This is a genomic window from Aureimonas fodinaquatilis, from assembly GCF_008369445.1.
In the GTDB taxonomy this organism is placed as follows: Bacteria; Pseudomonadota; Alphaproteobacteria; order Rhizobiales; family Rhizobiaceae; genus Aureimonas; species Aureimonas fodinaquatilis.
Genome location: NZ_VTWH01000004.1, coordinates 216,736 through 240,528 on the forward strand (window position 1 = coordinate 216,736; position 23,793 = coordinate 240,528).

The 23,793-nt window shown below is 57.3% G+C and carries 19 protein-coding genes and 1 tRNA gene; 8 read left to right on the top strand and 12 right to left on the bottom strand.

The features are described from left to right. Positions 1–19: 19 nt before the first annotated feature. Both map and FPY71_RS15875 read right to left on the bottom strand, forming a co-directional pair. A complete protein-coding gene (map, locus tag FPY71_RS15870) occupies positions 20–787 on the bottom strand; it encodes a type I methionyl aminopeptidase (protein ID WP_149301296.1) in 768 nt (255 codons plus the stop codon). Between the two features lies 1 nt (position 788). Beyond that, positions 789–995: a ParD-like family protein gene (locus tag FPY71_RS15875; protein WP_149301297.1), complete on the bottom strand. Its 207-nt coding sequence runs from the start codon at positions 993–995 to the stop codon at positions 789–791. Positions 996–1,259: 264 nt separating this feature from the next. Between FPY71_RS15875 and FPY71_RS15880 the strand changes: the two genes are divergently transcribed. After that, positions 1,260–1,967: a glyoxalase superfamily protein gene (locus FPY71_RS15880; protein ID WP_281287504.1), complete on the top strand. Its 708-nt coding sequence runs from the start codon at positions 1,260–1,262 to the stop codon at positions 1,965–1,967. Positions 1,968–2,183: 216 nt separating this feature from the next. Here FPY71_RS15880 and FPY71_RS15885 read toward each other — a convergent pair whose 3' ends face one another. Beyond that, positions 2,184–2,786 (bottom strand): hypothetical protein, encoded by a 603-nt coding sequence (locus FPY71_RS15885; RefSeq protein WP_149301299.1) that lies wholly within the window; start codon positions 2,784–2,786, stop codon positions 2,184–2,186. Positions 2,787–3,121: 335 nt separating this feature from the next. Continuing rightward, positions 3,122–3,197: transfer RNA gene (locus tag FPY71_RS15890), tRNA-Ile, on the bottom strand. A gap of 131 nt (positions 3,198–3,328) precedes the next feature. Between FPY71_RS15890 and FPY71_RS15895 the strand changes: the two genes are divergently transcribed. Beyond that, positions 3,329–4,084 carry an SIMPL domain-containing protein gene (locus FPY71_RS15895; RefSeq protein ID WP_149301300.1) on the top strand — a complete coding sequence of 252 codons (756 nt, stop codon included), beginning with the start codon at positions 3,329–3,331 and terminating at the stop codon, positions 4,082–4,084. Between the two features lie 77 nt (positions 4,085–4,161). On the opposite strand, the gene FPY71_RS15900 is transcribed toward FPY71_RS15895, so the two are convergent. The 4 genes from FPY71_RS15900 to FPY71_RS15915 form a co-directional block, all read right to left on the bottom strand. Further along, positions 4,162–4,536 carry a hypothetical protein gene (locus FPY71_RS15900; protein ID WP_149301301.1) on the bottom strand — a complete coding sequence of 125 codons (375 nt, stop codon included), beginning with the start codon at positions 4,534–4,536 and terminating at the stop codon, positions 4,162–4,164. 214 nt (positions 4,537–4,750) lie between these two features. Further along, a complete protein-coding gene (rpoD, locus tag FPY71_RS15905; protein ID WP_149301302.1) occupies positions 4,751–6,721 on the bottom strand; it encodes an RNA polymerase sigma factor RpoD in 1,971 nt (656 codons plus the stop codon). A 264-nt stretch (positions 6,722–6,985) separates the two neighbouring features. Then, positions 6,986–8,911: a DNA primase gene (gene dnaG / locus FPY71_RS15910; protein WP_149301303.1), complete on the bottom strand. Its 1,926-nt coding sequence runs from the start codon at positions 8,909–8,911 to the stop codon at positions 6,986–6,988. 99 nt (positions 8,912–9,010) lie between these two features. Continuing rightward, positions 9,011–9,460 carry a GatB/YqeY domain-containing protein gene (locus FPY71_RS15915; protein ID WP_188052382.1) on the bottom strand — a complete coding sequence of 150 codons (450 nt, stop codon included), beginning with the start codon at positions 9,458–9,460 and terminating at the stop codon, positions 9,011–9,013. A 239-nt stretch (positions 9,461–9,699) separates the two neighbouring features. Between FPY71_RS15915 and carA the strand changes: the two genes are divergently transcribed. From carA to FPY71_RS15935, 4 genes are all read left to right on the top strand, one after another. Continuing rightward, positions 9,700–10,878: a glutamine-hydrolyzing carbamoyl-phosphate synthase small subunit gene (gene carA, locus FPY71_RS15920; protein WP_149301305.1), complete on the top strand. Its 1,179-nt coding sequence runs from the start codon at positions 9,700–9,702 to the stop codon at positions 10,876–10,878. A 196-nt stretch (positions 10,879–11,074) separates the two neighbouring features. Continuing rightward, complete coding sequence (gene carB, locus FPY71_RS15925; RefSeq protein ID WP_149301306.1) at positions 11,075–14,506, top strand: carbamoyl-phosphate synthase large subunit; 3,432 nt, start codon at positions 11,075–11,077, stop codon at positions 14,504–14,506. A gap of 144 nt (positions 14,507–14,650) precedes the next feature. Beyond that, complete coding sequence (greA, locus tag FPY71_RS15930) at positions 14,651–15,124, top strand: transcription elongation factor GreA (RefSeq protein ID WP_149301307.1); 474 nt, start codon at positions 14,651–14,653, stop codon at positions 15,122–15,124. 176 nt (positions 15,125–15,300) lie between these two features. Then, positions 15,301–16,350 carry a glycosyltransferase family 4 protein gene (locus tag FPY71_RS15935; protein ID WP_149301308.1) on the top strand — a complete coding sequence of 350 codons (1,050 nt, stop codon included), beginning with the start codon at positions 15,301–15,303 and terminating at the stop codon, positions 16,348–16,350. On the opposite strand, the gene FPY71_RS15940 is transcribed toward FPY71_RS15935, so the two are convergent. The 4 genes from FPY71_RS15940 to FPY71_RS15955 all read right to left on the bottom strand — a co-directional run bounded on the left by FPY71_RS15940 (position 16,347) and on the right by FPY71_RS15955 (position 21,751). After that, positions 16,347–18,344: a MacB family efflux pump subunit gene (locus FPY71_RS15940; protein ID WP_425457903.1), complete on the bottom strand. Its 1,998-nt coding sequence runs from the start codon at positions 18,342–18,344 to the stop codon at positions 16,347–16,349. The two genes, FPY71_RS15935 and FPY71_RS15940, sit on opposite strands and share 4 nt — an antisense overlap. 13 nt (positions 18,345–18,357) lie before the next feature. Further along, complete coding sequence (locus tag FPY71_RS15945) at positions 18,358–19,572, bottom strand: efflux RND transporter periplasmic adaptor subunit (RefSeq protein WP_149301309.1); 1,215 nt, start codon at positions 19,570–19,572, stop codon at positions 18,358–18,360. Between the two features lie 137 nt (positions 19,573–19,709). Then, positions 19,710–20,783: an alpha/beta hydrolase gene (locus tag FPY71_RS15950; protein ID WP_246160617.1), complete on the bottom strand. Its 1,074-nt coding sequence runs from the start codon at positions 20,781–20,783 to the stop codon at positions 19,710–19,712. Positions 20,784–20,794: 11 nt separating this feature from the next. Continuing rightward, positions 20,795–21,751, bottom strand: a complete 957-nt coding sequence (locus FPY71_RS15955; RefSeq protein ID WP_149301310.1) for a LysR family transcriptional regulator — start codon at positions 21,749–21,751, stop codon at positions 20,795–20,797. Between the two features lie 78 nt (positions 21,752–21,829). On the opposite strand from FPY71_RS15955, the gene FPY71_RS15960 reads away from it, so the two are divergent. Both FPY71_RS15960 and FPY71_RS15965 read left to right on the top strand, forming a co-directional pair. Continuing rightward, entirely contained in the window at positions 21,830–23,026 is a 1,197-nt protein-coding gene (locus FPY71_RS15960) for a M24 family metallopeptidase (RefSeq protein ID WP_149301311.1), read from the top strand. Further along, positions 23,023–23,793, top strand: a complete 771-nt coding sequence (locus tag FPY71_RS15965; RefSeq protein ID WP_149301312.1) for an ABC transporter permease — start codon at positions 23,023–23,025, stop codon at positions 23,791–23,793. Before FPY71_RS15960 ends, FPY71_RS15965 begins: the two co-directional genes overlap by 4 nt.

The window sequence follows — 23,793 nt, forward strand, 5'->3', positions numbered from 1 at the left end:
GCGCGTAAACCCTCCATTTCTAAGCGATGCGACGTTCATCATTGCGCAGGGTCAGAACGTCGAAGCCTATGCTGGTCACGGCAATTGTATGCTCAAACTGGGCAGATAGCTTTCCATCGGTGGTCACGATTGTCCATCCATCATCAGCGGTGGCGACTCGCCGGGTGCCTTGGTTCAGCATCGGCTCAACGGTAAAAACCATTCCTTCGCGCAGACACAGACCGGTGCCGGGGCGACCGAAATTCAAGATTTGCGGTTCCTCATGCATGTCGCGCCCAATGCCGTGCCCGCAATATTCCCTGACCACGGAATAGCCGTTCCTTTTGGCATGACGTTCGATCGCATGGCCTATATCGCCCACATGCGCACCGGGTCTGACCTGCGAAATTCCCTTCCACATCGCTTCCTGCGCGGTCCGCACAAGGCGCTTTGCCGCGGGCGAAACATTGCCAACCACATATGTCTTGCTTGAATCCGCCAGCAGCCCGTTCTTTTCCAGCATGATGTCGAGGTTGATGATATCCCCGTCACAAATGATCACATCAGGATCCGGCACGCCGTGGCAGACGACATGGTTGATTGAGCAGTTCAGGACATATTTGAAGCCATACTGCCCTTTGCTGGCCGGACGCGCGCCGAGATCAACGCAGATGTAGCGTTCCACCAGATCGTTGACCGCCAGGGTCGACATGCCGATGAGGTTCTGTTCGTCCAGCATTTCGAATACGGACGCCAGCAACCGGCCTGAAACGCGCATGAGCCCCAGCTCATCGGGTGTTTTCACCATGTCAGGCTGCCGTTTGCACCGGAATATGAACCTGGGCTGCCTCGTATTGTTTCTTCACAATTTCATTGAAAGACGAGGTTGGATTGGCTTCGGCCAGCATGCCGATTTTCATCCAGAATTCCGCCTGCGCATTGATCGACCGACACATGACGGTACTAGCTTGGCGGACAGCCTCGTGCAGGTCTTCATCAATTTTCACAATTCCCACAGCAGTCTCCTTTGATATACGAAACATATGCGTTCCATATACGATCGTGTCAATCATCCTGCGCCGTGTTTATGAAATTGACCGGGCACATATCGTTTTGCTAATCAAAGTCAGAGCCAGTGCAGCCTGCCGCTCGCGTTCTTTCAAGAATCGGTGAATGCACTATTCAAAGCGTGATCTCTGATCCAACCGGCGGACTGTCGGCAATGCGAGCACCCGCACATTCATATTCCGCGGTGATAGGTAAGAGGCATGTACAACTATATGGACGCAAAGATTCTCGCTAAAAATCTGCGAAAGGCGCTCGGCAGCAGAGGTGTGGAGCAGTCGCACGGTGACTGCCTGGAGTTGGTGGCACGGCAATTTGGAATGAAAAGCTGGAATCAACTTTCAGCGCGGATTTCTGCCAGCGGGCAGCCCGTGCCGCAAACGAAGCAGAATTTACCTCGCGACTGGCATTGCACGCGGCAGACGGATCTCTCGCATTACAGAATCGGGATCGACAACCAGTCGCCCGGCGTGGTGCAGATCGCGTGCCGTCTGGGACGGGGCGACAGCGCAACTCTGCCATCAGACAGCTATGGCAGCCTCATGCAAAGCATTCTGGCCGCGCCTTATCATGGCAGGAAACTGAAGCTGCGAGCATTGATCGAAACGAGCAACGCCGACGGCGCTGCCATTTGGATGAGAGTGGACCATTCACCTGGGCAGGTATTGAGCTTTGACAACATGATGTCCGGCCCAAGGCAGCGAGCTCTTCAGGGAAGCCACGGGTGGACAGAGTGCGTTGTGGTTCTCGCCATTCCAACCACCGCAAAAAGCATCCACTATGGCGTTATTCTCAAGGGCTATGGTGAAATGCGAGTGAAACATCTGCGTCTTGACGAAGCCTATCCTGACGCCGAGCTGACGGGTGAAAGGCAGAAAATTTTATCGCAGCCATCGAACCTTGATTTTCAGCCCGCTGCCTAGTGTCTTTCCGTTGGAGCGTAACCGCTTCAACGGAAAACCGCCCGAACCATTGGCGGAGAAGCTCCGGGTTTAAAGCGGCTCGAAGCTACTCAGATCACAAGATGGTGGTGAGCCTGGCAGCAACGGGAGACCTTCGTTATTCTTGGCCTTTTCGCACCCGATCTCGGTTTGCGCCCTCTAGATCCTACCCATTGTGTGGACTGGATATGAGTTATTTTACACGCCCTCCTTGGGAGTGTTTGCGAAGAGATGCTTCGCTCGTCCCAGGTCTTGGGTCGTCAGATACACGGCATCAGCCAGCAATGGTGACGAGGGTGCTTTTTCATTCGGGTCAACGCTCCCATAGCGCAGTTTGCTGCCTCCTTGTAAGTGAAGTTTGCCGAGGTCAGATATGGCCACCTCAACCCACTTGGCCGGATTGTTAAAACCAAGCTGATCGTGGATAGCCGGGTCGTAGGCTCGATCCTGCCTCAGCGCGTTAGCGGCGACTTCCGCATTGGCGAACAAGCGACCGCGTAGCAATTCAGCATATGCCTGACTTAGCATCGCGCTCAGGTCGTGCCCGTCTTTCGCAGATCGAGGAGGTTTGACATCGTTCAAATATGCGCATGCCTTGACCATGCATTCGAGCGCATGGGCCGATAGCTGAAGTGATGGCACCCAAAGGTATGAGTAGGCATCGTGCTCGACAGACGGACGACTATCCGCAGGAGTGGTGTGCTGCCGGTGGATCTCTTTGTTCAAGACGCAAGCAGCATACCCATACTGTTTAGCGAGGTCGGTTAACTTCTGAAAACCCTCTTTGAAGCCGTTGCTCATTCTTAGTCGTTACCCTCAAGGTCTGCAGGAATCGCCTGCTTGCATTCGCTGATCTTCAGGAACTCACCACGAGCGAAATGGGCAACCGAGCAGGTTAAGACAGGAGCATCTACAGTTTGGATCGGAGCGCTGTACCAAAGCTACTAAGTCCATGATCGAAAAGTAGAATATTGTAGTCGATCGCTCAATGCAATTGTTAGCACTGAAGCCCTTTCGGGCAACGCGGCACCCGAACGTTGGGCTATCCTATCCCGTACTTCCGCCGCCCCCAAAACCGTTATGTTTAGCGCTCTTTTCGCACTTTAAGTCATTGATTTTAATGGAATAAAGGTGAGTGGTGGGCCTGGAGGGACTCGAACCCCCAACCAAGCGGTTATGAGCCGCCGGCTCTGACCATTGAGCTACAGGCCCGCAACGCTCGTAACCCAAAGCCGCAAAGACCTCAAGCCAGCAAATCATAAATACTCTTGCATCTCTAACCGGGTTTCGCCTCAATTGCCTGCCAAACCCAAATGCAGAGCAACCTACGGGGATACGTCACTATGCATCTAAAAACTCTGGCCTTGCCGCTCGCTGCCCTCTTCATCGCAACTCCACTAGCCGCAATGGCGCAATCCCCCCAGGAAGCAGACCGCGCACAACGAACCCTCACAGTTGTGGGCGAAGGCCGGGCAAACGCTGCGCCAAATCTTGCCGTAACATCGCTCACAGTTTTAAGAACTGCCGAAACTGCGGCTGAAGCCCTGGCAGAAGCCAACACCGCGTCCAATGCCGTCAGCGCTGCCCTTCGGGAACTTGGAATTGCCGATCGCGATCTGCAAACCGCCGGCTTCTCAATCAATCCGCAATACCAGTTTGACAATCCGCAGGATGGACGTCCGGGCAATCCGCCCAAGATTGTCGGCTATGAAGTGCGCAATTCGCTGACAGTGCGCGTGCGCGATATTTCAAAGCTTGGCGATCTCCTGGACCAGTCGATCAAGCTTGGCGTGAACCAAGGTGGAGACATTTCCTTCCAGTTCGAGGATTCCGCCGCCTTGCAAAATGATGCACGCCGCGACGCCGTGGCAAAGGCACAAGCCACAGCCGAAACACTGACAGAAGCCGCCGGGGTGAAACTCGGCCAGATTATCAGCATGTCGGAAGATGGCGGACTAAGCCCTCGCCCGCCAATGCCGATGGGCGCTGCCATGCGGATGACCGCTTCCACCGATGAAAGCGTATCCATTGAAGCCGGCGAGAACAGCGTGTTTGCCAGCGTACGCGTTGTTTATGAATTGTTGCCAGATACCGAATAGCCAGCTTCGAAAATGAAAAAATGCCGCCGGATGTCTCCGGCGGCATTTTTATGTCTGCTTCCAGGCGGCAGCCTGTCTTAGCGCTGGCCGATCACCGGGCAGCCCCGCGCATTGGCAAAGCGGATCATGGTGCGGCCGCCACGATCACGACCTGCAACCGTCAGGCTGCGGCGATTGGTATCCACGATCTGCGCCCGGCGCACACCCATATGGCTGGCCTTGCGAACTGCCTGCCGTGCATCGCATCCACGGTCGCGGCGGTCTTCCCAACGGTTGTGACGGTCATTGCCCCGCCAGCGATCCTGGCGGTGATCGATCATCTGAACCGATGGCTGACCGTTTTGAATGCCGATGCGCAATTCCTGTGCCTGCGCACCCGTTGCAGCGAACCCGCCCAGACCGGCGGTCAAAGTGGCAACGATTAGGGCGGTGCGGGTCCATTTACCAAACATGAGATACCTCCAGAAATCTTCTGCAAACCGAATTGTCCGGCTCGTTAAAGACAACCTAGCCCTCGGCAACTGAACCGATCCGGAAGCCGGCATTCAGATTGCGTTCAGGCCGCCAGACAAAAGAGACGAGAGGCTTAAGATTTTCGGGCGAAGGATTTCCCATTGAAAAAGCCGGGCTTTTGGCCCGGCTTTTTTGCGATTGTTTTGAGGCGGATCAACTGTCCAGGAAACTGCGCAGCTTGCGCGAGCGGGACGGATGCTTGAGCTTGCGCAAGGCCTTCGCCTCGATCTGGCGAATGCGTTCACGCGTTACCGAAAACTGCTGGCCAACTTCTTCCAGCGTGTGGTCGGTGTTCATGCCAATGCCAAAGCGCATGCGCAGAACCCGCTCCTCACGTGGCGTCAGAGATGCAAGAACCCGCGTTGTCGTTTCCCGCAGATTGGCCTGAATGGCAGCATCAATCGGCAGAATCGCGTTCTTGTCCTCAATGAAGTCGCCCAGATGCGAATCTTCCTCGTCGCCAACCGGCGTTTCAAGGCTGATCGGCTCCTTGGCGATTTTCAGCACCTTGCGCACTTTTTCCAGCGGCATGGCAAGCTTTTCGGCCAGTTCTTCCGGCGTCGGCTCGCGGCCGATTTCATGCAGCATCTGCCGGCTGGTGCGCACGATCTTGTTGATCGTCTCAATCATGTGCACCGGAATGCGAATCGTGCGCGCCTGATCGGCAATCGACCGGGTGATCGCCTGCCTTATCCACCATGTTGCATAGGTCGAGAACTTGTACCCGCGGCGGTATTCAAACTTGTCCACCGCCTTCATCAGGCCGATATTGCCTTCCTGAATCAGGTCCAGGAACTGCAAGCCGCGATTGGTGTATTTCTTGGCGATGGAGATAACCAGTCGAAGGTTGGCCTCCACCATTTCCTTCTTGGCCTGACGCGCTTCCCGCTCACCCTTTTGCACCATGTGCACAATGCGGCGGAATTCGGTGATTTCCAGACCCGTTTCGGTTGCCAGATTCTGGATTTCCTGCCGAAGGATCTTGATTGCTTCCTTTTCGCCCTGCGCAAACTTTGCCCAGCCCTTGCCGGAAAGATTGCCGATGTGCCGGGTCCAATTGGGATCCAGCTCAGCGCCGTGGTAGCTTTTCAGAAATTCTTCGCGCTTGACGCCGTGGCTTTCCGCCAAGCGCAGCAACCGGCCTTCATTACCCACAAGCCGCTTGTTGATGTCGTAAAGCTGGGCAACCAGCGCATCGATGCGATTCTGGTTCAGGGAAAGCGACTTCATCGACGTGATGAGGTCTTCTTTCAGCTTGCGATAGCTGCGCTCCTGAGAAGGCGACAAGGTGCCCTGTGCAGCCAGCCGGTTTTCAACCTGCTGGTCCTGCAACTTGCGCAAACGCTTGTAATTGTCGGCAACCAGATCGAACGTTGCCATGACCAAGGGCCGGATTTCGGCTTCCATGGCGGCCAGCGACAGATTGTTCTCGAGGTCGTCCTCGTCTTCGTCGTCGTCCTCTTCACGCATGTCTGCGTCGAGGGCCTTTTCCGGCTCGCTGCCCTCTTCCACCGGCGGAGCCGCAGGCATGCGCGCTTCCGGTCCGGCATAAGTGGCTTCCAGGTCAACAACTTCACGCAGCATGATGTTGCCGTCGTTCAGTTCGTCACGCCAGATGATGATGGCCTGAAAGGTCAGCGGGCTTTCGCACAGCCCGGCGATCATGGTTTCGCGGCCAGCTTCGATCCGCTTGGCAATCGCAATTTCGCCCTCGCGGGAAAGCAGTTCCACCGAGCCCATTTCGCGCAAGTACATGCGCACAGGATCATCGGTGCGGTCGCCCGCCTCGCGCTTTGGGGTTGTTGCAACGGCACCGGAACCCACTTCGGCAACATCAGTGCCAGTGGCTTCCTCGTCCTTTTCTTCCCCGTCTTCGGCTTCATCGTCTTCAACGACGTTGATACCCATGTCGTTCAGCATGGCCATCGTGTCTTCGATCTGCTCGGATGTGACATCGTCCGCAGTGAGAACGGAGTTCAATTTCTCCATTGTCACAAAACCGCGTTTTTTAGCGGCCTTGATCATCTTTTTGACGGCGTCATCCGACAGGTCCAGCAGAGGACTGTCCGGCGTCTCTGGACGCTCCTCGACGGCCGCTTCGCTTTCCTTGACCCTAGTCGCCATTCGCGTATCTCTCCAATTCGCGTCGGTCGTGCCCGGCAAACCGCTCTGTGCTCGATAAAGCAAAGGGGTAAATTCTCAATGAATCCTGCCGGAGGCCGAAAACCGGCACTGCGCGCCCAATCTCTCCGTGCCGATAGCCCGGCTGAGCCGCTCGACACCGGTATATTATACCAAACTCATTTAGCGATGCCGCTTCTGGCATCCGTGTCTTTCCATTTCGGCCTTAGGAGTCAAGGCTCTACGTGAAAAAATAAGCCGCCGACCTCAAAAGCTTCGCGCTGGCCGGCCCGAAAGCAGCCCAAATCCGTCGATCAGCGCCTCCGTTCCTGCCAGATTGTCTATCTCACGCTTGATCTCGATAATCTGCACATAGGCCGCCTCTGTCTGTTCAACGGCGAAGGCGGCTTCCGCATTCCGCAACTCCCTATGTAGGAAGCGTTGCCGATGCTGCAAGTGAAGCGCCTGCCGCAAAGCTTCCCGTGCATCCTCTACCGCCGCATGTGCCAGAAACATCCAGTCCCGGTGGAGGCGCACTTTTTCCTCAAACGCGTCGAAAACCGGCAGAAGACCAAGCTTTTCCAAGGCTTGCATGATGGCAGCCCTGTCAAAAGACGGATCATGCGCAGCCACATCCAAAACGGTGGAGCGAAGTTTTGATATGTCGCCGTCCGGCAGTTCCAGCTCGGCAAAATAGTCGAATGCCTCGCCCAGAAGCAGCGGATGGTTGATGAAACCAACCACAATGCCAATTTCACGCATGGTTGGGGGCGAAGCCCGTCCGGCGGATGATGTCAGGCCAGAGCGAATCAGTCTGTCGGACACCGCAGAGCGTTTTGTAGCAGCACCCGACCGCGCACCCCCGCCCCTGGAACCTCTTCGCTCATGCCTCTGGCCACTGCTGATGCCCGGCTTGAAGAAGGCAGACAGTCGCTCCTGCATATCCTGCTGATAATGTCGGCGCACACTTTCATCGGCGATCTGCCGGGTCAGTGCCTTGATTCGGGTTTCCAGCTCGGCGCGTCTCTCCGGCGTGTCAAAGACGCCGCCCGCGGTTTCCCGCGCCCAGATCATATCCGCCAGCGGGCGGGCGCTCTGCAAAATTTCTCCAAAGGCGCCAGCGCCACCTTCACGCACCAGATCATCGGGGTCTTTGCCCTCCGGTAGAAGTGCGAATCGCAAAGAACGACCGGGCTTCAACAGGGTCAGCGCAACATCCGCAGCCCGCTGTGCCGCCTTGATGCCGGCGGCATCACCGTCAAAGCACAGCACCGGCTCGGCAACGCTGCGCCACAGCAAATCAAGCTGGCGATCCGTCAGTGCAGTTCCCAGCGGCGCCACTGCATGGGCTATCCCGGCCTGATGCAGGGCGATAACGTCCACATAGCCTTCAACAACAACCAACGTGCCGGCCTCGCGCGCGGCGCGCCTGGCCCTGGCAATATTGTACAGTGTCGAGCCTTTGTGAAACACGTCGGTTTCAGGCGAATTGAGGTATTTGGCAGGCACCCCGGGTGAAAGAGCCCGGCCACCAAAAGCAATGATCTTTTCTCGCGTGTCGCTGATCGGAAACATGATCCGTTCGCGGAAACGGTCGTAGGAAACTGGAATGTCGGGCCCATGCACCACAAGCCCGGCAGCCTCGATTTCCGCTTTGCCTATGCCACGCCCGACAAGAAATTCCTTCAACCGTGCTCTGGAATCGGGTGCATAGCCAATTCCAAACTCGGCCTGCACGGCACTGCTGAGTCCGCGATCGCGCAGATAAGCGCGGGCCTTTGCACCTTCGGACTCTTGCAGCGACTGCCGAAAAAACTGGCCCGCCGCCGCCAGCGCATCCAGAATCGTACCACGCGCCTCTTCCCGTTTTTCTGCCTGCAGGTCGCGTTCGGGCATTGGCACACCCGCTTCAGAGGCAAGCCGCTCCACCGCCTCAGGAAAACTCATGCCATCCAGCTCGGTCAGAAACCGGAAATGGTCACCGGAAACGCCACAGCCAAAGCAATGGTAGCGACCTTTGCTGTCTTCGCAGTGAAAGGAAGGTGTCTTTTCGCCGTGAAACGGGCAGCAGGCCCAGAAATCTCCCCGGCCAGCCTGGGTTTTCCGGCGGTCCCACGTCACGCGACGTCCGACAACATCGGAAATCGGAATGCGGCTTTTAATCTCTTCAAGAAAATGCGGGGGAAATCTCATGTCACCTATATCGGCGTTCAGAGCCCTTCGCGCCAGCCATGAGCGCGGTTTCATTGCCGTGCCGCCCGCTCTCCACAGCAATCCACAGGCCCTGCCCGCCTATTGCAGCAGATTTTTAACCACCGCCCCGGCTGCTGTAACATTCAGTTCAGCGCCATAGCGCTGCTTCAGAAACGACATGCAGCGGCCAATATCCCGCAGGCCATTGGACCCCGTTTCTTCCACGGCAGCACGACATGCGGCCAGAACCGAGCCGGAATCCAGCGCTCGCGGCAAAAACTCGGCCACAACATCAAGCTGGCGGCGCTCCCTAGCGGCACCCGCCATATCTGCGTGCAGTTCACACTGCACTGCCTGCGCCTCATGTTGCTGTGCCAATGTCTGCAACAGATTGCAGATGTGGTCGTCAGCCATCCGTGCCTGCCCGCGCGCCTGCAAGGAAATGTCCCGATCCTTGATAGCGGCAACAATCAGTCTAAGAGAACACAACCGTTGCGGGTTGTCGCCACTCTGGGCTTCCTGCAACGCTGCGTTAATGCGTTCACGCATAGTGAAATTCCGGTACAATATTGCGGCCCGCAGGCGGTGCATAAAAGGCACGTCTGCTGCCATCTCATTGCCATAATGATTAATACTGCCCATTGTGCACTGCAAGAGGGGTTGCGCAGAAGGCTGCTACGCGCGATATGCATGGCTCAACCGAAACGATGGGCAAAGATCGATAGGGGCTGACGCCGGATGATGGTGCGCGGCCCGCGCGCTGTGCCACGAAATCAAGGAAGCTTGCGATGAGCGATGGCTGGATACGCAGGAAACCAACAGCCCTTCTGGTGCTGGCGGATGGAACGGTGGTTGAAGGACAGGGTGCCGGTGCTACGGGTGAGGCTCTGGGCGAGGTTTGTTTCAACACCGCTTTGACAGGATATCAGGAAATCCTGACAGACCCGTCCTATGCGCGCCAGATTGTCACTTTCACCTTTCCCCACATTGGCAATGTTGGCTCCAATGCCGAGGATCTGGAAGATCTGGTTCCGGAAAACTCCGTTGGCGCCGTCGGCGCAATTTTCCGGGCCGAAATTTCCGCCCCTTCCAACTACCGCTCGACCGGTGGGCTGGATGAATGGCTGAAGGCGCGCGGCGTTGTGGCCATGACAGGCATTGACACACGTGCCCTCACCGCGCTGATCCGCGACAAGGGCATGGCCAATGCGGTGATTGCCCACAATCCGAATGGCGAATTTGACATTGAGGCGTTGAAGCAAAAGGCCGCCGAATGGAGCGGGCTTGTAGGGCTGGACCTTGCGAAGGACGCAGCGACCGCACAGGCCGAGGTCTGGACACAGGGTCCCTGGGAATGGAACGCCGGCTACGCCGACAATGGCGAACCGGCCTACACAATCGTTGCCATCGACTACGGCGCCAAGCGCAACATTCTGCGCCTGATGTCCGGCCATGGTGCGCGCGTGGTTATTCTGCCAGCCACGGCAACGGCAGCCGATGTTCTCTCGCACAAGCCTGACGGTATTTTCCTGTCCAATGGCCCGGGCGATCCTGCGGCAACGGCAGATTACGCCAGCGCGACAATCCGCGATTTGTCTGCCACGGGCATTCCCATGTTCGGCATCTGCCTTGGCCATCAGCTTCTGGCGCTGGCGCTTGGCGGCAAAACTCTGAAAATGCATCAGGGGCACCATGGCGCCAACCATCCGGTCAAGGATTTCACCACCGGAAAGGTCGAGATTGTCTCCATGAACCATGGCTTTGCTGTGGATCGTGATTCGCTGCCTGAAAATGTCGAGGAAACCCACATTTCGCTGTTTGACGGCAGCAATTGCGGCATCCGGTTGAAAGATGCTCCGGTGTTTTCAGTGCAGCATCACCCGGAAGCATCGCCCGGCCCACAGGATTCGCACTATTTGTTTGCGCGGTTCTTTGGCCTGATCGACGCGCACCGCAAGGCAGCCTGAACAGGCATACCACATGGCCGCGGCGGCCCATTCAGGCAAAATTGCTTCTGAATCATGGGCCGCTGCCGGATATTTACGCTTTCATCCCATGCGGCGCTCGCCTATAAGGCAGCCTTAGCCATTGAAATAATGTTCCCGAAACCCGGTCGCCTTCCGCCCGGGGTTTCATCACGCACGAACAAAAGACGGATGTCCTATGCCCAAACGCACCGATTTGAAAACCATCCTCATCATCGGTGCCGGCCCGATTATTATCGGGCAGGCATGTGAGTTTGATTATTCCGGCACGCAGGCCTGCAAGGCTTTGCGGGAAGAAGGCTACCGGATCGTTCTGGTCAACTCCAACCCGGCCACGATCATGACCGACCCGGATCTGGCCGACGCCACATATATTGAGCCGATCACCCCGGAAATCGTTGCCAAGATCATTGCCAAGGAACGGCCCGATGCAATTCTGCCAACCATGGGCGGGCAGACTGCGCTGAACACAGCCTTGTCGCTCAAGCGCATGGGCGTTCTGGAAAAATACAATGTCGAGATGATCGGTGCGGATGCAGCCGCGATTGACATGGCGGAAGACCGCGCGCTCTTCCGCGAGGCCATGGCCCGCATTGGCCTGGCAACGCCGCGCTCATTTCTGGCCAATGCAACTGAGGCCAAGCATGCCGACCGTTTGGAACATGAAGAAAAGCGTGGCGATATCATTCGCTCGATTGAGGCAGGCGCAGCGCGCGAAGCGGCCCTGACCAAGCTTGAGAATGACTGGAACCTGGGCGAGAGCGACCGCAAGCAACGCTATATGGCGCGGGCGCTGGGCGCTGCGGCAGAAGGGCTGGAGCATGTGGGCCTGCCGGCCATTATCCGCCCGTCTTTCACCATGGGCGGCACCGGCGGCGGCATCGCCTACAACCGCTCGGAGTTTTTTGAAATTGTCGAGGGCGGGCTGGATGCCTCGCCCACCACTGAAGTGCTGATCGAGGAATCAGTGCTCGGCTGGAAAGAATATGAAATGGAGGTCGTTCGCGACCGGGCCGACAATTGCATCATTGTCTGTTCCATTGAAAATATTGACCCGATGGGTGTGCACACCGGCGACTCAATCACCGTAGCGCCTGCATTGACGCTGACCGACAAGGAATATCAGGTCATGCGCAATGCCTCGATTGCGGTGCTGCGGGAAATCGGTGTTGAAACCGGTGGCTCCAACGTTCAGTTCGCCGTCAACCCGGCCGATGGCCGTCTGGTTGTTATCGAAATGAACCCGCGCGTGTCGCGGTCTTCGGCCCTTGCCTCCAAAGCAACCGGCTTCCCGATTGCCAAAATCGCCGCCAAGCTGGCGGTGGGTTACACGCTGGATGAATTGCAGAACGACATCACCGGCGGCGCAACACCAGCCAGCTTTGAACCGTCGATCGACTATGTCGTCACCAAAATTCCGCGCTTTGCATTTGAAAAATTCCCCGGTGCTGAACCAACGCTCACCACGGCCATGAAGTCGGTGGGTGAAGTTATGGCAATTGGCCGCACATTTGCAGAATCGCTGCAAAAGGCGCTGCGCGGCCTTGAAACCGGGCTGGACGGGCTGGACGAGATTGCCATTCCGGGCCTTGGCGAAGGCGAAGACAAGAATGCCGTGCTGGAAGCGCTTGGGCGGCCGACGCCCGACCGGCTGCTGATGGTGGCTCAGGCATTGCGCATGGGCATGACGAAAGAACAGGTCTATCAGTCCTGCAAAATCGATCCGTGGTTCCTGGACCGGTTCCAGGAAATTGTGGATATGGAATCCAAGGTGCGCACGCATGGCCTGCCACAGGATGCAGAAAATCTGCGCGATCTGAAAAGCATGGGCTTTTCCGACGCACGGCTGGCAACGCTGGCACGCGTTGACGAGGCAACGGTTTCAAAGCTGCGCAATGAGCTCGATGTCCATCCGGTGTTCAAGCGCATTGACACTTGCGCTGCCGAATTCGCCTCGCCAACGCCATACATGTACTCCACCTATGAGCGGCCCTTTGCCGGCGCGGTGCGTTCGGAAGCTGAAGTTTCCAGCCGCCGCAAGGTGGTGATTCTGGGCGGTGGCCCGAACCGGATTGGTCAGGGCATCGAGTTTGACTATTGCTGCTGCCACGCGGCTTTTGCGCTCAAGGACGCCGGGCTTGAAGCCATCATGATCAACTGCAATCCGGAAACGGTGTCGACGGACTACGACACATCGGACCGGTTGTATTTTGAGCCTCTGACGGCGGAAGATGTGTTGGAGATTCTGCGGGCAGAGCAGGCTTCGGGCGAATTGCTGGGCGTTATCGTGCAGTTTGGCGGTCAGACGCCTCTCAAGCTGGCCAATGCGCTGGAGGAAGCAGGAATTCCCATTCTCGGCACCTCGCCAGATGCCATTGATCTTGCCGAGGACCGCGACCGTTTCCAGAAGCTGCTGCACGAACTGGAACTGCGGCAGCCCAACAACGGCATTGCACGCTCGGTTGAAGAAGCGCGCGCCATTGTCGAGCGCATTGGCTATCCCGTGGTCATTCGCCCATCCTACGTGCTGGGCGGTCGGGCAATGGAAATTGTCCGCGGTGACAGTCAGTTTGAACGCTACATGAAGGAAGCGGTCGTTGTGTCCGGCAAATCGCCGGTGCTGATCGACAGCTATCTTTCCGATGCCATTGAGGTGGACGTCGACTGCCTTTCTGACGGCAAAGACACCTTTGTCGCCGGGATCATGGAACATATTGAAGAGGCGGGCATCCACTCTGGCGACTCTGCCTGTTCCTTGCCGGTGCATTCGTTGAGCCCCACTATTACGCAGGAGCTGGAGCGCCAGACACGCGACATGGCAATTGCTCTCAAGGTTGGCGGCCTGATGAATGTGCAGTTCGCTATCAAGGGCGACGAGATTTATGTGCTGGAGGTCAATCCACGTGCCTCGCGCACGGTGCCATTTGTGGCCAAGACCATCGGCACCCCGGTGGCCAAGGTTGCAGCGCGCATCATGGCGGGCGAAACACTGGAGGCAGCCTTCGCGGCCTATGGCGGAAAGCCGGATGTGAAAAATCTCAAGCACATTGCGGTCAAGGAAGCGGTTTTCCCGTTTGCCCGCTTCCCGGGAGTGGACACGCTGCTTGGACCGGAAATGCGCTCCACTGGCGAGGTTATGGGGCTGGACTTTGATTATGCACTGGCCTTCGCCAAGGCACAGTCGGGTGCCGGTGTCGAACTGCCGCGCGATGGTACGGTGTTTGTTTCAGTGCGCGATGCCGACAAGCAGGGAATGCTCGGCCCTATTCGCGGTATGGTTGAGCAGGGCTTCCGGATTTCCGCGACGGAAGGCACGCAGAAATTTTTGGCAGAACACGGCATCACCGCAGAAAAGGTCAACAAGGTTCTGGAAGGGCGCCCGCATATAGAAGACGCCATCCGCAACCGGCAGGTGCAGTTGGTCTTCAATACGACCGAGGGCGTGAAAGCAGTATCCGACTCGCGGTCATTGCGCCGCGCGGCATTGATGCACAAGGTGCCTTACTTCACCACGCTGGCCGGAATGCGGGCCGCAGCAGAGGCAATTGCCGCATTAAAGGCTGGAAGCCTTGAAGTTCGGCCATTGCAGTCCTATTTTCCCAAAGCTTGAACTTCACCCCGCCGGGGTGTTTGATCTGCATTGCAGAAGTGATTCTCTTGAGGCTGGCGTCTTCTCCGACGCCGGTCTTTCTTATAATTCGTTTCGCAGGTCCGGCGGCTTTGTGCCCCGGTTGCTGCGGGCAAGGGTAAGGGCATGGAAAAGGTTCCAATGACCACTGCCGGCTTCGAGGCGCTCAAGGAAGAGCTTCGTCGCCGTCAACAGGAAGAGCGGCCGCGGATTATTCAGGCCATTTCAGAAGCACGCGCCCATGGCGACCTTTCTGAAAATGCTGAATATCACTCAGCCAAGGAAGCGCAGAGCCTGAATGAAGGCCGGGTCGCCGAGCTGGAAGATCTGACGGCACGCGCCGAGGTGATTGACGTATCGAAACTATCGGGCGACCGGGTCAAATTTGGCGCAACGGTCAAGCTGGTGGATGAGGATACGGACGAAGAAAAAACCTATCAGATTGTTGGCGATCAGGAAGCAGACGTGAAGATGGGCCGTATTTCCATCTCATCGCCAATTGCCCGCGCCTTGATTGGCAAGACAGAGGGCGACACGGTGGAAGTTCTGGCACCGGGTGGTTCACGCTCTTACGAAGTGCTGGAAATTCGCTGGGCCTGAGTCCGGCGAAGGTAAAACAAGGGGGCGTTTTCGCTGCGTTCAGGCATTTTCCGTTGAAACGCTACTGTTTCAACGGCAGGACACTGCGGCGAGACAAAGAGTCAGAGCGTTTCAGATGACCAAAAGGTCAGCCGGAGCGCTTTGAAGGCGAAAACGCTTCGGGGCAGCAAAATCTCATGAAAACTTCCGAAATTCTTGTTGTTGCGCCCAATTTCAAGAAGCGGCTTTCCGGTGTCACATCCACGATTGTGCAACTGGTGCCTTTGCAGGCGCAAAGCCTGCCCATCGTCGCATTTGGCCCCGGGCTGCCGGGCCACCTTCCCAAGTTGAAGGTCCGGCAGCTACCGGCGCTTTGGTTTCGTCCCCGGGCAAAGCCGGTTCGTATCTGGCATGCACGGCGCAATGTGGAAATGCTACCGGGAATTTTCATGCGGGACGTGCTGCGAATGCCGCTTAAGCTGGTGTTCACCTCTGCAGCGCAGCGGCGGCACACCGCATACACTCGCTTTCTCATTTCCCGCATGGACAAGGTTATTGCCACCAGCCAGCGCAGCGCAGCCTATCTGGAAGTGCCAAATCAGGTGATCATGCACGGCATCGATCTGCAGCGCTTTCGCCCGGCAGGCAGCGCATCAGAGGCCCGGGCTTCCCTTGGCCTGCCCGAGCGTCGAACAATAGGCTGTTTTGGCCGCATCCGGCATCAAAAGGGCACCGACCTGTTTGTTGACGCCATGATTGCGCTGCTGCCGCAAAATCCTGAATGGCAGGCGGTGATCACCGGCAGGGCAACGGCCGAACACGCGCAGTTCGATGCTGTTCTGAAAGAAAAGGTTAAAGCCGCCGGGCTGGCTGATCGCATCCTTTTCAAAGGCGAGGTTGAACATCCTGCCCCCTATTATCAGGCGTTGGACTTGTTTGTTGCTCCTCAAAGATGGGAGGGCTTCGGCCTAACCCCGCTGGAGGCTATGGCCAGCGGCGTGCCGGTTGTCGCGGCAGATGTTGGTGTGTTCGCCGATGTGGTGACAGATCAGACGGGACAGCTGGTGCCTGCCGATGATCCGGTTGCCTTGACACGCGCAATTGCAGACTGGATGGGCGACAGGCAGCGTTTGACCGCGGCATCCGGGGCCGCTTATTCCCATGCACAGGCAACATTTCCCCTGCAGCGGGAAGCCGCCCAGATTGATGCGGTCTATACCGAACTGTGGAATCAGCCCACCGGTTAACTGGTCAGTGCCACAGCCGGATCAAGCGCTGCCGCCTTGCGCGCAGGCAGATACCCGAAAATCAAACCGCAGAAGAATGCGGCTGAAAACGCAATTAGCACCGGTGCAAGGCTGAAAGCAATGGAAATTCCAAATTCCTGCATGAGCCTTGCAACGCCCAGCCCCAGCGCGCAACCCAAGCCGCCGCCAATGGCAGAAACAACCACGGCCTCGGTGTTGAACTGACGCAGAATGTCACCGCGGCTTGCCCCTGTGGCCATGCGAATGCCAATTTCACGCGTGCGCTCGGTCACATTGACCAGCATGATGTTCATAATGCCAATGCCGCCCACCAGCAGAGAGATTGCCGCCACAGAGCCAAGCAATATGGTCATGGTGGCAGCGGTCTCACTCACCGCGCTCAACAGGGACGCCATATTGCGGATCGTGGTGTCCTGGCGGCGGTGCCTTTCATCCAGCAATTGCTGCACATGCGCCTGGGTTTCATCAATGCGCGCGACATCCTCTACAACCACTGCCAGCGAGCGAAGGTGGCGCTGGCCGAAAAGTCGCAAGCTGCCCGTGGACAGGGGAACGAACACCACATCATCCTGATCGCTGCCCATGGGCGAGGCACCTTTTTCGCTCATCGTCCCAACCACAAGAAACGGATTGGAATTGACCAGCACATACTGGCCGACAGGATCCCTACCGTCGGGAAACAGAACCTCGGCAACGGTCCTGCCCAGAACCGCCACCGGGGCATAGCTATCCTCGTCTGCCTGTTGAAGGAACGTGCCGGACAGCACCGGCCAACTGCGTGCCTGCGCAAAATCCGGCCAGGTGCCATTGGCGGTGGACTGGTAGTCCACCTCGCCGGCGCGCAGGGTAACGCTGCCCTGCATTTCCGGCACCACCGCCTTCACATTCGGCAATTGGGCAATTGCCAGAGCGTCGGCAGGCACCAATGTTGCGATCACGCCGTCCGGTGTTCTCTGGCCGGGTGCACCGGGCCGGATCAACAACTGGTCTGAACCCATTGCGCTTATCCGCTGAACCACATCCTGCCGGGAGCCATCGCCCACCGCCAGCATGACGATAACAGCCGCAACCCCGATAACCATGCCAAGCAAAGTCAGCGCTGTTCGCAATGGATTGGCCGCAAGTGACCGCAAAGCCATGCGCGCCGCTTCGGCGAAATTGCCACCGGAACGGTGCCCAGCTCGTTCGGGGCTCGTCAGTTCTGGCGAGGTTTGGGCATCATTGGGCTTCGCCCCTCCGCTGTCTGAAACCACCTGACCATCACGCAGCTCGATCAGCCGGTCCGCCTCACGGGCCACCTCCGGATCATGGGTTATGATGACAATCGTGTGGCCAAGCGCGTGCAGACGCTTCAAAAGCGCCATGACCTCTTTACCGGATGCACTGTCCAATGCGCCTGTCGGCTCATCCGCCAGCACAATCGAGCCGCCATTCATCAAAGCGCGAGCTATTGATACTCTTTGCTGCTGGCCCCCGGACAATTGGTTGGGCCTGTGGTCCAGCCGATCCGCCAACCCGAGCAAGGTCAACAGGTGGTCAGCGCGATCAGCACGCTCTCGCGGCGGCAGTCCGGCGTAGATTCCGGGAAGCTCGACATTTTCTGCCGCGCTCGCCCCGGCAATCAGGTGGTAGCTCTGGAATACAAAACCGAACGTATCCCGACGCAGATGCGCAAGCTCATCAGCATTCAGATTGGCGACATTCTGACCGCCGACAAGATATTGCCCCTCATCTGCCTGATCCAGACAACCAAGTATGTTCATAAGGGTGGATTTGCCGCTGCCCGATTGCCCCATAATGGCAACAAACTCACCGGCGGAGATGCTGAGTGAAATGCCGCGCAAAACGGTCACTGCGCCCTCACCTTCACCATAAGTCTTGCCAATATTCTCCAACTGCAGCGACACCGGATGCGGCGAAAGTGCCGCCACCTGAACACTGTCCGATCTGTCGTTGTGCGGCATATCCAGCATCAGATCATTTCCGTCAGTGGCGCGGCGAACCAAAAGGCCGCACCCTTGTGGAAGCGTCGCTGCGGTTCGCAGTTACCACGTTCGAGACAACCTCTTCCCCCTCTTCCAGCCCGGAAAGAACCTGAACCCGCGTGCGCGTCTGCAAACCCGTTTCCACTGGTCGCTCGATGACGCCATTTCCCTGCCGCACAAGAACCGACGGACCATTATCAGAAGTTCGGATGGCAGAAGCAGGCACCTGCAAAGCATCATGCGCTTCGTCCACGACAAAAAACACTTGCGCGGTCATCGTCATTCGCAGCCTGCCATCGGGGTTGGGTACGTCGAAGAGCGCCTTGTACAGAATAACGTTGTTCTCGGTTTCAGGTGTGGGTTCGATCATGCGCAACGTCGCTTCCCACCTTTGCCGGGTGTCACCCAGCGTGGTGAACCACACCTTCATTCCCGGCGTCAGCCTGCCGATATCGGCCTCGGAGACCTTTGCCTCTACCGTCATGGTCGACAGGTCCGCCACCGTTACAATAACTGGCGCAGTTTGTGTTGCCGCCAGCGTCTGCCCCTGTTCGGATGTCTGCGAAACAACCGTGCCGTTCAGTGGTGCATAGATTTTGGTATAGCCCAGATTGGCTTCTGCCCTTTTCAGGTCAGATCGACGTTCCCTTATCTGCGCAGCCAGGCCATCAACATTGCTCTCTGCCGTGGCCAGCGCTGCCACCGCTGCGTCCAGTTCACTTGCGGCAGACGTATTTGCGCGGCGCAGATTTTCCTGCCGGTTCAACGTTTGACGGGCCAGAACCCGCTGCGCCTGAGCGTTGACGTCCTGAGCTTCCAGATTGGCGATTTGGGCCAGCGTTGCCTCGACAGTGTATTCGTAAATTGCCGGGTCCATCTCTGCCAGCAACTGCCCTTCGGTTACACCATCTCCCACAGCAACATGCACCGTCTTGAGCTGACCGGAAATCTGCGCGCCGACATCAACGGAGCGTACAGCTTTTAAAGTTCCCACAGCAGGAACATTGTCATCGAGAGTTCCCCTGATGACCGTTGCAAACTCATAAGATGGTACAGCCGGAGCTGCCGCGGATAGATAGCGCCAGCCGATAAGCCCACTGATCGCAAGCACCAGCACCAACGCCAGCCATGGCCATCGCCGGCCCCTGCTCCGCCGTCCCGCACGTCTTGAAAATTGCGCCACCGGTTCCACGCCCGGAGCCACCCGCTGTAACATGCGCCGCCTCAACCTGCATTTTCAGTTTTACGCGGTCAGAAGAACCGCTGCGCACTTTTGCTGGAATTGCTCTAGCACAACCTGACGCAGGCTAGGCCTTTCATTTTGTTTCCAATTGTATCCACCAGGCCGGCCCCTCAGCTTCTGGATCGAAGAAAGCTTCCAGCTTGCTTCAGTGCCGCTCGCGCCTCCGGCAAGTCTTCGCTCATCTGCAAGAACGAATGCGTAACCCCGGGTACAATCTCCAGCTTCTCACTACGGCCCAGACCAGCCAGCCGGTGCGCCAGGTTGATACTGTCCGACAGCAGAGGATCAACCCCCGCCGCCGCCAGATGCAGAGGCGGCAACCGCAACAACGCCTCGTCATCCGCATGCAATGGGCTTGCCAAAGCCTGGCGACGCGCCGCTGCATCTGCCAGATACCAGTCCCAGAAACGTTGCATCTTGCCCAGTGTCAGCCCCGGCCCATTTGCAAAAAACTGATAGGACTCCGTCGCAAAATCAGCGTCGTAGACCCCATAGAACAAGACGCCGCCATCTCCAGCCACTCGCTGCTGCTGCTGTTCATGCAGCATGGTGGCAAGCGCCAGGTTGGCCCCGGCCGAATCTCCCGCCAGAAAAACCGGGCCTTCCGACATGCCGGACACTCGGGAAGCCAACGCATGCGCGTGACGAAAAGTGGAAATCGTATCCATTAACCCGGCAGGAAACGGGTGCTCCGGCGCCAGCCTGTATTCCGGCACTATCACCGTCAGGCCAGACTCTACGGCCAGCATTCGCGCAAACCGCGCATGAGTAGCGGGACTGCAAAAAGCAAAGCCTCCGCCATGCACAAACACCACCACCCCCGGCCGGGCACTGGCCGGCACCAGAACCTGTACCGGAATTTGCGGTGAGTTCAGGCTTGCATCCGCCGGCTTGGTGCAAATCTCCTCTGCCGCCATGGCTGGCAGAACCCGGTTCCAGCGGCGGTTGGCAAGTTCGGTTGCGGCGCGCCCTTCTGCGGGCGGCAGCAATGTCGCATCCGGCACAACACCATCTTCCTCGAGAATTCTTTCAAACGCCGCCTGCATTGTGCCGGATAGTTCCATTCTCATTTCAGGCATTGGCGCGCTCTTTCCCAAACCGCTGTAGAGCGGGTCCACCTCATGCAGCATGCACGGCGAAGAAGCCAGTTCAACCGGTTCGTTCTCTTCCTTGCCATTCGCCATGCCATCCTCCGTCAGCTATCCTGCTTTGTGGCCATTTCCGACAAATAGGGCCGCTTTTTCTCATAACCTTCCCGCACAAACTCCTGGCAAGCGGCAGAAATGCTGGAAACCGGGCCATGCGCAGAATAAATCGCGTAAATCCGCAAGGGAATGCGCGGTCTGTACGGTCTGCATACCGTTTCATTATCGCGGGCCGACATCACATCCACAAATGCCACACCGACATGACGCACGATATCCACAGCCAGATGAGATGCGTTGACCTCGGAAATAACCATCGGCTGAATTCCTGCCTCAGCAAAGCTTTCGCGTATCAGGTAACTGGGCGGCGATGCCGGATCCAGGAAAACCAGAGGCTCGTCTCGAAGATCCTGCGGAGTGATGACCTTTTTCTGTGCAAGCCGGTGGTCGCGGTGCATCTGGCACACCATGGTCGATTCGCCGAGAAAGTTGAAAGCAACATTGGAGTTCTGCGGCTCTGTATGGACATAGCCCAGCTCAACCCGGTTCTGCGCCACTTCTTCAATAATCCGGTACGACATGTCGATGTGCAATTCGACATGAACTTTCGGTCGGGCCTGCATGAAGCGGCCAATGCCGTCCGCCACCAGACCTATCGACAAGGCGGGAATGGCCGCGACAGACAAGCGGCCATGCCTTGCTTCCTGCAGGGCCGCCACCTCATCGCGAAACATGGTGACCTGGTTCAGCACGCGCTCCGCCTCAACCAGAAGGCGCAGCGCATCAGGGCTGGGCTTAAGCCTGCCGTTTAAGCGAACGAAGAGTTGAAACCCGACCTCCTCCTGAAGTTGAGCCATTGCCTTGCTGACCGCAGGCTGGCTGACATGAAGAAGATTGGCCGTTTCAGTCACGCTGAGTGTCTGAATCAACGTTCGAAAGATTTGAAGGTGTCGAAGATTGGGATAGCGCATAACCAAAAAGATATGAGTTTGCAGAAAATTTCTCATTAGACATAAGATGTTGCTGCCGCCATGATCAAGTCGAAAAATAGCTTATCTTTTGTGCATGGGTTAGGATTGCCGCATATGGCCCTTTTTGAACGCGCAGAGTTTCTGCACCGCATCGCCAGAACCAAAGCCGAAATGCGTCGGCGTGGCCTGGACGTACTTCTGATTTCAAGCCCTGCCAATCAGTTTTACCTGACGGGCTATGACGGCTGGTCATTTTACACACCACAAATGGTCATTGTGACGCTTGATCGCGAAGAGCCGATCTGGTTCGGGCGCAAGATGGATGCCGTTGGTGCCAAGTTCACTGCCTTCCTGTCGCCGGAAAGCGTCATCCCCTATGCAGATATTTATGTCGGCTCTGCCGACCTGCACCCGATGACGGCGCTGGTTGAGCTTTTGCAGGAGCACAAGCTCGACAAGGCCAGCATTGGCGTGGAAATGGACGACTATTACTACACAGCCCGCTGGCATCAGATTTTGACGGAAGGTTTGCCGGGTGCAGGCTTCTCCGATGCGTTTCTGCTGGTCAACCGGGTGCGCATGACCAAATCCGCCCGCGAGATTGAATTCATGATGCAGGCCGGCAAAATCGCCGGGGCGGCCATGGAGGCTGCTCGGCAGAAAGCCGATATTGGCGTGCGTCAAAGCGACGTGATGGGCGAAGTTTACCGCGTAACCACTGCCGGAACTGAAGAATTTGGCGGCACATTCCCCTGCAAGCCACCAAACGCCATGGTGGGTGAATTGTGCAGCGCGCCGCATTTGAGCTGGACAGACGAACCACTTCGCGAAGACGAAATTTTCTACATCGAGCTTGGCGGCATTCGCCATCGATACCACTCGCCGCTTTCACGCTGCATTTATGTGGGCAAGCCGCCGGCAGAGCTGGTCAAGACCACGGCGGTCATTCGCGAAGGGCTTGAAGCTGTGCTGGACATCGTCAAACCGGGCGTCCTGTGCGAAGAGCTGGCAGCGGAATGGAAAAAGGTCATTTCCCGCCACGGCATCGAAAAAGATTCTCGCATTGGATACCCTGTCGGAATTGGTTATCCGCCGACATGGGGCGAGCTGACCTGCAGCCTGCGCGCGGGTGATAAGACGGTGATGGAAGAAAACATGACCTTCCACTGCATTCCGGCCCTCTGGTTTGAAAAATACGGCCTGGTGGTCAGTGAGTCCTTTGTCGTGACCAGCGAGGGCGCCAAAACCTTTGCCGATTACCCGCGCACCTTGCTGACGCCGGACAAGTTCTCAGCGGCGTCCGCGGCATGAAGGGCTTTCTCTACCCATTCGCAACCTTCGTCCTGTTCATATTGGGTTGGCACGTTCTGGCGACATATACGGATATTCCGCCATATCTGTTGCCAACTCCGACAGCGGTGGTTGAGCGCATCTATGAAGATTTCCCCTTCCTGATGCGCAATGCCTGGTCCACCACCTACATCACTCTGTGTGGCTTTCTGCTCAGTGTGGTGATTGGCATTCCTTTGGCACTGGCCATTGTTTCATCCAACTTGCTGGACCGGGCCATCATGCCCTGGCTGGTGCTTTCCCAAACCTTTCCCAAGGTGGCCCTGGCACCGCTCATCGTGGTTTGGTTCGGTCTTGGCCTTTGGCCAAAAGTGCTTGTGACCTTTCTGGTCGCATTCTTCCCGATTGTTATTTCCTCCGTTGTCGGCTTGCGCTCAATGGAGCGGGAAATGCTTGAACTGGCCGCATCCATGCGCGCTTCCCGCCTGCAACTGTTCTGGAAATTCCGCATGCCGCTGGCCCTGCCCAGCATTCTGGGCGGCATCAAGGTCTCGGTCGCGTTTTCGGTTGTCGGCGCGGTTATTGCCGAATGGGTTGGCGCCAATGTCGGCCTTGGCTACCTGCTGCTTTCTGCCAACGCCAATCTGGACACCAGCCTGCTCTTTTCCGTGCTGATCTTCCTGACGGTCATCGGCATCGTTCTCTACTACTCCGTTGAGTTTGCGGAGCGTTTTCTCATCCCATGGCATGCCACACAACGTCTTAAAGAAACCCCGTCTCTGACGTAG

Bases quoted from the DNA above. Each gene is read 5' to 3' on its own strand.
- FPY71_RS15950 (WP_246160617.1), bottom strand. From the start codon at position 20,783: ATGGCGAATGGCAAGGAAGAGAACGAACCGGTTGAACTGGCTTCTTCG.
- FPY71_RS15915 (WP_188052382.1), bottom strand. From the start codon at position 9,460: ATGCGTGAACGCATTAACGCAGCGTTGCAGGAAGCCCAGAGTGGCGAC.
- greA (WP_149301307.1), top strand. From the start codon at position 14,651: ATGGAAAAGGTTCCAATGACCACTGCCGGCTTCGAGGCGCTCAAGGAA.
- FPY71_RS15940 (WP_425457903.1), bottom strand. From the start codon at position 18,344: ATGCTGGATATGCCGCACAACGACAGATCGGACAGTGTTCAGGTGGCG.
- FPY71_RS15945 (WP_149301309.1), bottom strand. From the start codon at position 19,572: ATGTTACAGCGGGTGGCTCCGGGCGTGGAACCGGTGGCGCAATTTTCA.
- carB (WP_149301306.1), top strand. From the start codon at position 11,075: ATGCCCAAACGCACCGATTTGAAAACCATCCTCATCATCGGTGCCGGC.
- carA (WP_149301305.1), top strand. From the start codon at position 9,700: ATGAGCGATGGCTGGATACGCAGGAAACCAACAGCCCTTCTGGTGCTG.
- FPY71_RS15895 (WP_149301300.1), top strand. From the start codon at position 3,329: ATGCATCTAAAAACTCTGGCCTTGCCGCTCGCTGCCCTCTTCATCGCA.
- FPY71_RS15960 (WP_149301311.1), top strand. From the start codon at position 21,830: ATGGCCCTTTTTGAACGCGCAGAGTTTCTGCACCGCATCGCCAGAACC.
- FPY71_RS15885 (WP_149301299.1), bottom strand. From the start codon at position 2,786: ATGAGCAACGGCTTCAAAGAGGGTTTTCAGAAGTTAACCGACCTCGCT.
- dnaG (WP_149301303.1), bottom strand. From the start codon at position 8,911: ATGAGATTTCCCCCGCATTTTCTTGAAGAGATTAAAAGCCGCATTCCG.
- FPY71_RS15965 (WP_149301312.1), top strand. From the start codon at position 23,023: ATGAAGGGCTTTCTCTACCCATTCGCAACCTTCGTCCTGTTCATATTG.
- FPY71_RS15900 (WP_149301301.1), bottom strand. From the start codon at position 4,536: ATGTTTGGTAAATGGACCCGCACCGCCCTAATCGTTGCCACTTTGACC.
- map (WP_149301296.1), bottom strand. From the start codon at position 787: ATGGTGAAAACACCCGATGAGCTGGGGCTCATGCGCGTTTCAGGCCGG.
- FPY71_RS15880 (WP_281287504.1), top strand. From the start codon at position 1,260: ATGGACGCAAAGATTCTCGCTAAAAATCTGCGAAAGGCGCTCGGCAGC.
- rpoD (WP_149301302.1), bottom strand. From the start codon at position 6,721: ATGGCGACTAGGGTCAAGGAAAGCGAAGCGGCCGTCGAGGAGCGTCCA.
- FPY71_RS15935 (WP_149301308.1), top strand. From the start codon at position 15,301: ATGAAAACTTCCGAAATTCTTGTTGTTGCGCCCAATTTCAAGAAGCGG.
- FPY71_RS15955 (WP_149301310.1), bottom strand. From the start codon at position 21,751: ATGAGAAATTTTCTGCAAACTCATATCTTTTTGGTTATGCGCTATCCC.